This is a genomic window from Streptomyces murinus (genome assembly GCF_002154555.1).
GTDB lineage: Bacteria > Actinomycetota > Actinomycetes > Streptomycetales > Streptomycetaceae > Streptomyces > Streptomyces murinus.
Genome location: NZ_MUNF01000012.1, coordinates 1 through 10,600, shown reverse-complemented (window position 1 = coordinate 10,600; position 10,600 = coordinate 1). Strand labels below are relative to the sequence as shown.

The 10,600-nt window shown below is 68.3% G+C and carries 12 protein-coding genes and 1 pseudogene; 7 read left to right on the top strand and 6 right to left on the bottom strand.

Going from position 1 to position 10,600, the window contains the following annotated elements:
- From CCN72_RS01135 to CCN72_RS01125, 3 genes and pseudogenes are all read right to left on the bottom strand, one after another.
- Positions 1-199, bottom strand: a pseudogene (locus CCN72_RS01135) (MFS transporter); the annotation flags it as partial.
- 107 nt (positions 200-306) lie between these two features.
- On the bottom strand, positions 307-513 hold the full coding sequence (locus CCN72_RS01130) for a DUF397 domain-containing protein (RefSeq protein WP_086805935.1): 207 nt from the start codon (positions 511-513) through the stop codon (positions 307-309).
- A gap of 17 nt (positions 514-530) precedes the next feature.
- Entirely contained in the window at positions 531-1,385 is an 855-nt protein-coding gene (locus CCN72_RS01125; RefSeq protein ID WP_086805934.1) for a helix-turn-helix domain-containing protein, read from the bottom strand.
- Between the two features lie 211 nt (positions 1,386-1,596).
- On the opposite strand from CCN72_RS01125, the gene CCN72_RS01120 reads away from it, so the two are divergent.
- The 5 genes from CCN72_RS01120 to CCN72_RS01105 all read left to right on the top strand — a co-directional run bounded on the left by CCN72_RS01120 (position 1,597) and on the right by CCN72_RS01105 (position 5,336).
- Entirely contained in the window at positions 1,597-2,118 is a 522-nt protein-coding gene (locus tag CCN72_RS01120) for an ATP-binding protein (protein WP_086805933.1), read from the top strand.
- Positions 2,119-2,186: 68 nt separating this feature from the next.
- Entirely contained in the window at positions 2,187-2,369 is a 183-nt protein-coding gene (locus CCN72_RS41345; protein ID WP_341868859.1) for an albusnodin family lasso peptide, read from the top strand.
- Between the two features lie 90 nt (positions 2,370-2,459).
- Positions 2,460-4,154 (top strand): albusnodin/ikarugamycin family macrolactam cyclase, encoded by a 1,695-nt coding sequence (locus CCN72_RS01115; RefSeq protein ID WP_279630210.1) that lies wholly within the window; start codon positions 2,460-2,462, stop codon positions 4,152-4,154.
- Positions 4,121-4,780, top strand: a complete 660-nt coding sequence (locus tag CCN72_RS01110; RefSeq protein WP_244174097.1) for a lasso peptide biosynthesis B2 protein — start codon at positions 4,121-4,123, stop codon at positions 4,778-4,780. The genes CCN72_RS01115 and CCN72_RS01110 overlap by 34 nt, the downstream gene beginning before the upstream one ends.
- On the top strand, positions 4,773-5,336 hold the full coding sequence (locus tag CCN72_RS01105; RefSeq protein WP_086805931.1) for a GNAT family N-acetyltransferase: 564 nt from the start codon (positions 4,773-4,775) through the stop codon (positions 5,334-5,336). The genes CCN72_RS01110 and CCN72_RS01105 overlap by 8 nt, the downstream gene beginning before the upstream one ends.
- A 31-nt stretch (positions 5,337-5,367) precedes the next feature.
- Here the strand turns inward: CCN72_RS01105 and CCN72_RS01100 are convergent, their stop codons facing one another.
- Positions 5,368-6,861: an MFS transporter gene (locus CCN72_RS01100; protein WP_086805930.1), complete on the bottom strand. Its 1,494-nt coding sequence runs from the start codon at positions 6,859-6,861 to the stop codon at positions 5,368-5,370.
- Positions 6,862-7,059: 198 nt separating this feature from the next.
- Between CCN72_RS01100 and CCN72_RS01095 the strand changes: the two genes are divergently transcribed.
- Positions 7,060-7,737 carry a pentapeptide repeat-containing protein gene (locus CCN72_RS01095; protein WP_086805929.1) on the top strand — a complete coding sequence of 226 codons (678 nt, stop codon included), beginning with the start codon at positions 7,060-7,062 and terminating at the stop codon, positions 7,735-7,737.
- A gap of 9 nt (positions 7,738-7,746) precedes the next feature.
- Here CCN72_RS01095 and CCN72_RS01090 read toward each other — a convergent pair whose 3' ends face one another.
- Positions 7,747-8,247, bottom strand: a complete 501-nt coding sequence (locus CCN72_RS01090) for a hypothetical protein (RefSeq protein WP_086805928.1) — start codon at positions 8,245-8,247, stop codon at positions 7,747-7,749.
- A gap of 184 nt (positions 8,248-8,431) precedes the next feature.
- Here CCN72_RS01090 and CCN72_RS01085 point away from each other — a divergent pair, with 184 nt between their 5' ends.
- The gene (locus CCN72_RS01085) at positions 8,432-9,823 is read left to right on the top strand and encodes a M1 family metallopeptidase (RefSeq protein WP_208637886.1); all 1,392 of its coding nucleotides are present in this window, start codon (positions 8,432-8,434) and stop codon (positions 9,821-9,823) included.
- An 86-nt stretch (positions 9,824-9,909) separates the two neighbouring features.
- Here CCN72_RS01085 and CCN72_RS01080 read toward each other — a convergent pair whose 3' ends face one another.
- Complete coding sequence (locus tag CCN72_RS01080; RefSeq protein WP_086805927.1) at positions 9,910-10,443, bottom strand: TerD family protein; 534 nt, start codon at positions 10,441-10,443, stop codon at positions 9,910-9,912.
- Positions 10,444-10,600: the final 157 nt, after the last annotated feature.

Here is a 10,600-nt window from a genome sequence, read left to right as displayed (position 1 = left end):
CCAGGCCGAGCCCCAGCAGCACCAGGGCGGGCAGGATCTCCCCGGCGTAGGAGGAGTGCGGGGTCAGCCGGGTGAGCAGCAGCAGCCCGCCGGTCGCCAGCAGCATCCCCGGCACCAGCAGCCGCCGCGGCGGCACGTGGGGCAGCAGCCGCGCCGAGATCTGGGTGGACCCGGCGACGATCGCGGCGGTCATCGGTACCGGCCGAAGGAACGATGAGAACAGTAGGCGGTAGAGAAACGCGTAGAGCCTCTGACCTTCAGCAGGTCAAAGGCTCCGCTGCATGATGTCGGCGTCGGGACGGGGCTTCAGTCTGAGGCGAGTTCGGTGGACTTCACCGTCCTCATGAACGAGGTCCATGCGACCGCATCGAAGACGAGGCACGGGCCTTCAGGAGCCTTGCTGTCGCGCACGGGAACGATACCCGTGAAGCCGTCGGCGACTTCGACGCACTGGCCGTTACCACTGCTGTAACTGCTCTTCCGCCACGCAGCCTCGGAAACGTCGTACTGCACTCCACACCTTCTCTCAGTCACTCGGCAACCTTAGCCAGCAGGTCAGCACTCTCGTTCGGTCCTACAGCGATGGCTTGCAGGTGCTCGAACATTGATTTGTAGCGTCGGATCTCCGTCTCGGACTCCAGGAAAAGATCACCGGCTGGGGTGTCGATGTAGACCAACTCCGGGTCTGCGGGGTCCGGGAAATCCATGTGCACGAAGCTGCCGAGCATGCCCGTGTGCGCCCCTTTGTCGAAGGGGATCACCTGAAACGTGACGTTCGGCTCCTCCATGAGCTGGAGTAGATGCCGTGTCTGTTCCAGCATCACCTTGCGGCCGCCGACCGCACGCCTCACCGCTGCCTCATCGATGATCGCCCATAGTTGCAGGGGCTGCTCCTTGGTGAGCAACGCCTGTCGTTCCATACGTGCTCGGACTCGTTGTTCGATCTCCCTTTGGCTGGCCTTGGGCAACACCCCCTTGACCACCGCGCAGGCGTAGGCCTCGGTTTGGGCAAGGCCCGGAATGAAGAGCGACTCGTAGTTACGCACAGTGCGAGCTTCGGCCTCGAACCCGATGTATGCAGTGTATTCCTCGGGCAACTCCGAGTGATATGGCCGCAACCAACCCTGGTCATTGGAACCGCTCTGGATGGCCAGGAGATCGGCCCGCTGCTCGTCGTCCGCCTGGTAGAGATCCAGCAGGGCGATCAAGGTCCGCTTCTGTGGCCGGGCACGCGCCTTCTCGATGCGGTACAGGGTGGCCGCGTTGATCCCCTCCTTATCCGCTACGTCCTCTCGGGTCAGACCTGCGGACGAACGAAGCCGGCGCAACTCGGCAGCCAGCCGTCGCAACCTGACAGTCGGGGGATGTTGTCGCTTGTCCGACACGGCGCGGTCCCTTCGCTACCTCGGTGGTAACCGCGAGTGTGGGCGACCATCGCGCCGCAACTCAACTCCACTCGAACGCATGGCGTTAATTCGCAAGGCTTGCATTCTACTGCTGGGCGAGAGCATGCTGTGCTCGCTGTCACCGAGTGTTCCGGCTTGGTGACTCAGCAGTGACCTCGACGTGCCGCCTCTCGCCCCAGGGGGACGAGCTATGCCCTCAAGGGCCCTGTCAGCAGATACGGCGCCGCCCGTCCTCAAGCGGACTGCGACGTATCAGTTCTCTCGCCATCGCCGAAACGTCGGCCGTGCCCGTGCGGCCCTCCGACAAGAGCTCGCCATATGGTGCGTCGACGCTGAAATCGCTTACGTCGCAACGCTGTTGCTCTCCGAACTGGTGACGAACGCCGTGAACGCGAGAACGCCTCGTGGCCGTGAGATCAGGGTTCGGTTTGAGCTGTCGGACCTGGAGCTGCGGGTTGAAGTGGCGGACGCGAGTGACGATCAGCCGGTGCCGAGGCATGCGAAGGACGACGATGAATCCGGCAGGGGGCTGGCCTTGGTGGAGGCTCTGGCTGACCGCTGGGGTGTCGAACCTCGGTCGCCGGTCGGCAAAGTCGTTTGGGCGGTCTTGACGTTGCCGGAGGGGGGCGCGCCACTGCCGCACCCCTCGTTGCCGGGCAGCGGCGCCCTTCAGGCTCCCGATTCCGGTTGCGAGGACCGGCAAGCTCAATGAGATTCCGCCGGAGTGCTGGCTGATCTGCCCTCTTGTGCAAGGTAGTTGACCGGCACACCGTCGGATGGATGGCCCGCATGAGCAGAAGCGAGAGGAGGAACGCAATGTCGCAGGAGTACGAGGTGTCACGCGATGGTGAGGGCGTGGATCCCCTGGCCCCGCCCGCAGTGATCGTTCTGGGGAACGCCGCCGCCCTGACGAGGGGGAGTGATCAGGACAGTACGGAGTCGAAGCAGACTCCGTACGACTGATCCGAGAGGGGCACCTGCACCGGATGTAGGTGCCCCTCTGGCGGCCCCCGTTGGCCGCCCCCATCTTCGGATCAGCGATGAGGAGGGCCGTTGAAGCAGTCGGCAGCGCGGTGGTTCGGCGGATGCATGCCGGGTCAAGAGGCCGTCGTTCCCGTCGGTGCCCGCCTGGTGTGGGCCGATCCCCTGCTGTGGGTTGTCGGTGACTGGGCCCAGGACCAAGTACGGACAGCGGAACAACATGGCACCAGGATCGCCGTGCTTGGTCCGTGTTCCGCTTCGGCGCCTGAGATGGAGCGCGCTCTGATCAGCCGTGACCTCGCGGCGTGGGCGAGTTCGTGGGCGGGTTCCTTCACCGTGGTTCGAGTGGACGATCGGGGCTGCGTTGAGGTGCTTGCCGATGGGGCCGGCGCATGTCCCCTCTACAAAGTGATCACGTCGCGCGGGCCGGTGTGGGGGTCGAGTTCGCTCGCGCTGTCTCCGTTGGCCGGAGGGAACGTGGACGGTGAGTGGCTCGCGGCCTACCTGCGGGAGAGGAACGTGCCTGCCTCTGGTCGCAGCGCGTGGAGCGGGGTGGAGCCGGTTCCGGCTGGGTGCCGCTTGACCCTGGCTCCGGATGGCGCGATGTCACTATCGCGCTGGTGGGTCCCGGTCAAGCAGTCCTTGGAGGTTGCGCTCCAGACATTACGGTGGGCACTCGATGAAGGAGTGCGAACGCGCGTAACAGGGGGCACCCCGGTCACCTCGGATCTGGCAGGCATGGACTCGACCACGGTGGCGCTTCTGGCCGCACAACGAGGTCGGGTATCCACTATGACCCTTTACCCGTCCGGTGTTGCCGAGGGAGGCGATCTCCAATACGCGCGGGCGCTCGACGTACCCGGGCTTGATCGAACGTACTTCCCATTTGAGGACCGTCATCTGCCCTTCACCGCGAGCGACGTACCGCTACCCGCAACCGATGAACCTGCGCCGTCAACGGGCGTATGGGCCATGTTCTCCGCGCAATTGCGGACGGCGGCTGCTCACGGCTCGGCTCGTCACCTGACCGGTGACGGCGGCGACAACCTCTTCTTGCCCGGCCCTGTCCACTTGGCCGACCTGGCTCGAAGCGGGCACTGGGTGCGTCTGGTGCGTGACGCGATGGACTGGTCTCGGTTGCGCAAGCAGAGCCCGATACCGTTGCTCTCACAGGCACTTCACGGTGATGCGAGCCGCATTGGACGCCGCGTTCGTCCTCGGCCGGCCTGGCTCAACGTGCCCGTTTCCGATCCCGTTCCCGGCGGCGGAAACGTCGACACGATCCTCGTGGCATCCATCAGGAACGTCGCACGAGCCGCGCAAGCCGACATCCAACTGGCCGACTCCTTGGGCATCGAGTTACACAATCCCTACTTCGACGCAGCCGTGCTTCGCGCTGTGGTGTCCGCACCCGCCCCCGAACGCTTTTCCGCCCACCGGTACAAGCCTCTTCTCGCAGATGCTTTCGCCGATCTGCTCCCCGAAGCGCACCTTCAACGTGCGGCGAAGGGGCTGTTCACCGGTGACTTTCACCGAGGGCTGCGCATCAACCTGCCACGTGTTCTCGGGCTCACCGACGGACGCCTTGCGGCCATGGGCGTCATCGACCCGCTGCCGCTGCGCGCCGCTGTGCACGCGGCGGCCCTGGGCGTGCAGACCGTATGGCCGTCACTGCTGTCCGTGCTTGCCGCCGAGATGTGGCTGGAAGCCGTCGAGAACACACCGAGCACCAGATGGATCACTTCTACGGCGGCAGGTGCACGATGAGCCGCACCAACATCGTGACCGCGCTCGCCGCTCACGTCTGCGTGCTGATCGATTACGACACCGGACACACCGAGCTGCGACCCGCCTCCCCGGAGGCGGCGGCTCTGGGAACGACTGTCGTACCACTTCAGAATGCCGCTCCCTCTTGGGGAACCTTCGAGGTGTCGGCAGTCCTGCCAAGCTCGGTCCGGGTGTCGCTTCGGTGGCGTGTCGGCGCAGTCGCTGCGCTTGTGGTCACGATGGCTTCTTGGGCGCTTGGTCATCACGACAAGCGGTTTTCCCGCCTTGTTCGGCTGGCCTGCTCCGGGCGGGCGCTTCCGCCCGCGACCACGGAGCAGGCCCGCTACGCTGTGTGCGCGGTGCGCTGGATTTCACGGCTGGTACCCGCGCGTTGGGCCTGCTTGGAGCAGTCGACCGCAGCCGCCGTACTTCTTGCCATGGCAGGACGGCGTGCGGAGTGGCGGCACGGGGTGGCGACCGATCCGGTGAGGCTGCACGCCTGGATTGCCGACGCGGAAGGGAATCCTGTCGAGGAACCGCAAGACACCGCGCTCTACACCACCACCTACACACCCGACGGACCCGGCCCGGCGACCAGGGCCGAAAGGACGGCCGACCGTGAGTGATCCGCACCTTCTCCTGATCGGCGAAGGCCTTGCGCTGGGCATGCCCCGCCGGGACATGCTGCCTGAGTACCACCGTTGGGAAAATGACGCCCGCACGATCCTCGGATACGGCAACCAATGGGCACAGGCGTGGGAGGTCCGCGAGTCAGGATGGGAACGACAGCGCGGTAACAGCCGATATCAGCAGTTCGAGATCGTACGGCTGGAAGATCGGGCGGCCATCGGCGTCACCGTGTTGCAGATCAACACCTTCGTGCAGACCGCCGAGTTCGTCGTCGTCCTCGCCCCCGAAGCCCGCGGTAAGGGGTACGCGGCGGAAGCGACCCGTCTGACTCTCGACTGGGCGTTCCACCTCGGGGCCCTGCGAATGGTATGGCTGAAGGTGCTGGAACCCAACCGGGCCGGTATCGCAGCCTATGAGAAGGCTGGGTTCCGTCAGTCTGGGCGTCTGCGCAAGTCCGGTTACTGGCTTGGACAGCCCGTGGACGAACTCCTCATGGATGCGCTCCCGGAAGACTTCCCCGGTCCCTCGGCCGTCGCCGCAGCCGTTCAGTGATCGCTGACTCCGGCACTGAGGCCGGCGGCCGTCAGCCCACCGGTTCCCGTACCGCGCTGCCGGCCGGGGTGGCGTGCTTCGGGGCCGGGGCGGTCACCATCAGGCCCGCGGTCAGGGCGGCGACGATCATGATCACGGCGGCCCAGGCGATGGCCACGGTGTAGCCGTGCACGACGCCGGCCGGGACCGTGCCGGGCCGGTGCGGGCGGGCGGCGACATAGGCCGCCGCGCTGGTGGTGGCGATGGTGTTCAGCAGCGCCGTACCGATCGAACCGCCGACCTGCTGGGCCGTGTTGACGGTCGCGGAGGTGACTCCGGCGTCCCGCGGCGCGACCCCCGCCGTCGCCGTGGCGAACACCGGCATGAAGGTCAGCCCCAGGCCGAGCCCCAGCAGCAACAGGGCGGGCAGGATCTCCCCGGCGTAGGAGGAGTGCGGGGTCAGCCGGGTGAGCAGCAGCAGCCCGCCGGTCGCCAGCAGCATCCCCGGCACCAGCAGCCGCCGCGGCGGCACGTGGGGCAGCAGCCGCGCCGAGATCTGGGTGGACCCGGCGACGATCGCGGCGGTCATCGGCAGGAACGCCAGGCCCGTGCGGACCGGTGAGTAGCCGAGGACGACCTGGAGGTAGTAGGTCATGAACAGGAACAGCCCGAACATGCCGATCACCGCGAACGTCATCGTCAGCAGGCAGCCCGCCCGGTCCCGGCTGCGCAGGATGCGCAGCGGCAGCAGCGGGCTCGGCGCCCGCGCCTGCCACCACACGAACGCCACGAGCAGCAGCACCCCGGCCGCCAGCAGCGCGAGCACCAGCGGGTCCGACCAGCCGCGCGGCTGGGCCTCGCCGAAGCCGTAGACGATCGCGACCAGGCCCCCGCAGCCCAGCAGCACACCGGGCACATCGAGCCGGACGTCCCGGTGCCCAGGACGGTCGTGCAGCAGCGTGAACGCGCCGAAGACCGCGAGCGCCGCGATGGGCACATTGACGTACAGGCACCAGCGCCAGGTCAGGTACTCGGTGAGCACGCCGCCGACGATCAGCCCGATCGCCGAACCGCTGCCCGCCAGCGCGCTGTAGACCCCGAACGCCTTGCCGCGCTCACGGGGGTCGGTGAACATCGTGGTCAGCAGGGACAGTGCGGAGGGCGCGAGCACGGCGGCGAAGACCCCTTGCAGCGCGCGGGCGCCGTAGAGCATCCCGGAGCCGGTCGCGGCGCCGCCGAGCGCCGAGGCGAGCGCGAAGCCGGCCAGACCGATCACGAAGGTGCGTTTTCGCCCCACGAGATCGGCGATCCGGCCGCCCAGCAGGAGCAGCCCGCCGAAGGCAAGGGTGTACGCGGTGATCACCCATTGCCGGTTGCCGTCGGACATGTGCAGGGCGCGCTGCGCGGAGGGGAGCGCGATGTTCACGATCGTGGCGTCCAGGACCACCATCAGCTGGGCCAGGGCGATGACGACCAGCCCCCACCAGCGGTGCGGATCCGTACCCTCCGCGGCGGCCCGGGACTCACCCGTTCGGCCGATGCTCATCTGGCCAGAACACCATGGATCGGGAGGTGCCGCATCTGGGTGACTTCGCCCTGATTCTCAGGGTTTTCTCAGGGTTCCGGGACGACCTTTCCGACGGTGCCGTAACCGCGACCTGGAGCGCGCTTGAGGGCAAGGGGTGTCGGCGCAGGTCGGGGGTGGGTGGCGGCGATTGTCAGTGGTGGGGTGCAGCATGGACCCATGGCGAGGGGAACGACCGGCGGGAGCCGGGTGGGACGGGGCGCACGACGGCCGGAGCTGCGACTGCCGCCGCTGGAGCCATGGGCCGGCGACGGACTGGAGCCCGACGGGGACTACGACGGGCTTGAGTTCGCGGACGCGGACCTCACGGGCCAGGACGCGGCGGGCGCCCGCTTCATGGACTGCGCGCTGCGCGGCTGCGCCGTCGACGGGACGAAGCTGCGGCACGCCCGGGTGCTGGACACCGCGCTCACCGGTCCCCGCGGGGTCGGCACGGATCTGTCCGAGGCCACCCTGCGCGATGTCGAACTGACCGATCCGCGCCTCGGCGGCACCCAGCTGCACGGCGCGGTGCTGGAGCGGGTCGTGGTGCGCGGCGGCAAGATCGACTATCTGAATCTGCGCATGGCCCGGCTGCGGGACGTGGTCTTCGAGTCCTGCGTCCTGGTCGAACCGGACTTCGGCGGCGCGCGCCTGGAGCGGGTGGAGTTCGTGGACTGCGCGCTGAAGGGGGCCGACTTCACCGGGGCCACGCTGAAGGACGTCGATCTGCGCGGCGCCGCCCCGCTGGAGATCGCCCGGGGCCTCGACCGGCTCTCCGGCGCGGTGATCGGCACCGGCCAGCTGCTCGACCTGGCCCCGGTGCTGGCGGCGGCGCTCGGGATACGCGTGGAGTGAGCGATCCCGTTACGCGACGCGCGGGAAGCGGGCCTGGAGGGTCCAGATCGCCGGGTTCTCACCCAGGTCCTCGTGCAGGTCGACGAGGTCGGCGACCAGGTCCTGGAGGAAGTCCCGTGCCTCGCGGCGCAGTTCGGTGTGCGCGAAGGAGAGCGGGGCCTCGTCCAGCGGCTGCCAGTCGGCCAGGATGTCGACCCAGCCGAAGCGGCGCTCGAACAGCAGCCGGTCACTGGACTCGGTGAAGTCCAGCTCCGCCCGCTGCGGCCGGGCGGCGCGGGAGCCCATCGGATCCCGGTCCAGCCGCTCCACGATGTCGCACAGCGCCCACGCGAAGTCCAGCACCGGCACCCATCCCCAGGCTGTGGACAGCTCCCGGTCCGACGTGGTGTCCGCGAGATACACATCCCCGCAGAACAGATCGTGCCGCAGCGCGCGCACGTCCGCGCGGCGGTAGTCGGTCTGCGGGGGATCCGGAAACCGGTTGGAGAGGGCGTAGCCGATATCGAGCACGGCTCGATGGTGTCACGGCGGGCCGGGGACGCCGGGGGCGGTGCCGGTCCCCGGGCTCCGCCTTTCCTGTGAGCCCGCTGTGTCCGGGCGCTGTTTTCGCAGGCGGAGAGCTTGTGGAGGGGTGATCAAGAAGCCCCCGGAGACGTCTCCCGCCGGTGATCCGCTTCCGCCTAAGATCGCTGACATGTCCAGATCCGTACGCCTGGTACCGGCCGCCGCGGTCGCGTTGGCGCTCGTTCTCGCCGGCACCGGATGCGCGGGCGGGGTGCGCGGCACACCCGGAGGCCCGGGGCTGCGGGACCCGTATTTCCCGAAGGCGGGCAACGGCGGTTACGACGTCGACCACTACGCCCTCACCCTGGACTACACCCCGGCCACCCACCGCCTCACCGGTACGGCGGTCATCACGGCGCGCGCCACCAAGGACCTGTCCGCGTTCGACCTGGATCTCGCCGGGCTGCATGTGGACTCGGTCGGCGTCGACGGCCGGGACGCCCGCTACAACCGGGCCGGACAGGAGCTCACCGTCCGGCCGCACGACGATCTGCGCAAGGGCAGCACCTTCCGTACGACCGTCCGCTACTCCGGGGTCCCCGGCACCCTCACCGATCCCGACGGCTCCGCGGAGGGCTGGCTGCCCACGGCCGACGGCGCGCTCGGGCTCGGCGAGCCGGTCGGTTCCATGGCGTGGTTCCCCGGCAACGACCACCCCTCCGACAAGGCCACGTACGACATCACCGTCACCGTGCCGCAGGGCCTCCAGGCGGTGTCCAACGGCGAGTTGGCGGACCAGACCAGCCGGGCGGGCCGTACGGCCTACCACTGGCACACCGCCCAGCCCATGGCCAGCTACCTCGCGACCGTCGCGATCGGCCACTTCGACATCACCCGGTCCAAGGGGCCCGGCGGGCTGCCCGTGCTCACCGCGGTCGACCCCACGCAGGCCAAGGCGAGCGCGGCGGTCCTCGCGAAGCTGCCCGAGGTCGTCAAGTGGGAGGAGGACACGTTCGGGCCGTACCCCTTCTCCTCCGTCGGCGCCATCATCGACCGGCCGGACGACGCGGGATACGCGCTGGAGACGCAGAACCGGCCGGTCTTCCCCGGCGCCCCCGAGCTGGGCACCCTCGTCCATGAACTCGCCCACCAGTGGTACGGCGACTGCGTCACCCCCAAGTCCTGGCGGGACATGTGGCTCAACGAGGGGTTCGCCACGTACGCGCAGTGGCTGTGGGACGAGGACCACGGCGGTGACTCGGCCGAGAAGACCTTCCGGTACTACTACGACGAGCACGACAGCGCGCTGTGGGCGTTCCCGCCCGCGACGCCCTCCGGCGCGGCCCACATCTCCGCGTCACCGGTCTACGAGCGCGGCGCGATGGTGCTCCACAAGATCCGGCAGAAGGTCGGTGACAAGGCCTTCTTCGCCTTCCTGCGCGCCTGGCCGGCCGCGCACCGGTACGGCAACGCGAGCACCGGTGACTTCACCGCGTACGTCGAACACCGCTTCCCGGACCAGGACTTCGGGGAGATCTGGAAGGACTGGCTGTACGGGGAGGGCAAACCGGCGCATCCATGACCGGGCGCATCCATGACCGGGTCGGGCGCCGGGGTTTCCGCCCCTCCCCGGACCCTCGGCCGGGGAAGGGCGGAGACGGCGGTCCGTCAGACGTTCACACCGAAGTCCTGGGCGATGCCGACCAGGCCGGAGGCGTAACCCTGGCCCACGGCGCGGAACTTCCACTCCGCGCCGTTGCGGTACAGCTCGCCGAAGACCATGGCGGTCTCGGTGGCGGCGTCCTCGGACAGGTCGTAGCGGGCGATCTCCGCGCCGCCGGCCTGGTTGACGATGCGGATGTACGCGTTGCGCACCTGGCCGAAGTTCTGGCCGCGGTTCTCCGCGTCGTAGATGGAGACCGGGAAGACGATCTTGTCGATGTCGGCCGGGAGACCGGCCAGGTTGACGTTGATCGCCTCGTCGTCGCCCGCGCCCTCGCCCGTGCGGTTGTTGAAGAAGACGAAGTGGGCGTCCGAGTAGACCTTGCCCTGCGTGTTGACCGCGATGGCGGAGGCGTCCAGGTCGAAGTCCGTGCCCGTGGTGGTGCGGACGTCCCAGCCGAGGCCCACGGTGACGGCCGTCAGGCCCGGAGCCTCCTTGGAGAGCGAGACGTTGCCACCCTTGGACAGGCTTACAGCCATGTTGGGAGTCCCTTCCTAGATATCCCTGTACGTGCCGACGAAGCTACCGTCACCCGGGAGAACGTCGAGGGGGGTACCCATGGTTCCGCACCCCTTTACCTTTTTTACCCGTACTTCTCCACGGATCCGGAAATCCAGGTGACGCGGACCGGCCCGG

What these genes read in the sequence shown, in the direction of transcription:
- CCN72_RS01120 (WP_086805933.1), top strand. Translation starts at nt 1,597, where the DNA reads ATGCCCTCAAGGGCCCTGTCAGCAGATACGGCGCCGCCCGTCCTCAAG.
- CCN72_RS41345 (WP_341868859.1), top strand. Translation starts at nt 2,187, where the DNA reads ATGGCCCGCATGAGCAGAAGCGAGAGGAGGAACGCAATGTCGCAGGAG.
- CCN72_RS01110 (WP_244174097.1), top strand. Translation starts at nt 4,121, where the DNA reads ATGGATCACTTCTACGGCGGCAGGTGCACGATGAGCCGCACCAACATC.
- CCN72_RS01100 (WP_086805930.1), bottom strand. Translation starts at nt 6,861, where the DNA reads ATGAGCATCGGCCGAACGGGTGAGTCCCGGGCCGCCGCGGAGGGTACG.
- CCN72_RS01095 (WP_086805929.1), top strand. Translation starts at nt 7,060, where the DNA reads ATGGCGAGGGGAACGACCGGCGGGAGCCGGGTGGGACGGGGCGCACGA.
- CCN72_RS01085 (WP_208637886.1), top strand. Translation starts at nt 8,432, where the DNA reads ATGTCCAGATCCGTACGCCTGGTACCGGCCGCCGCGGTCGCGTTGGCG.
- CCN72_RS01080 (WP_086805927.1), bottom strand. Translation starts at nt 10,443, where the DNA reads ATGGCTGTAAGCCTGTCCAAGGGTGGCAACGTCTCGCTCTCCAAGGAG.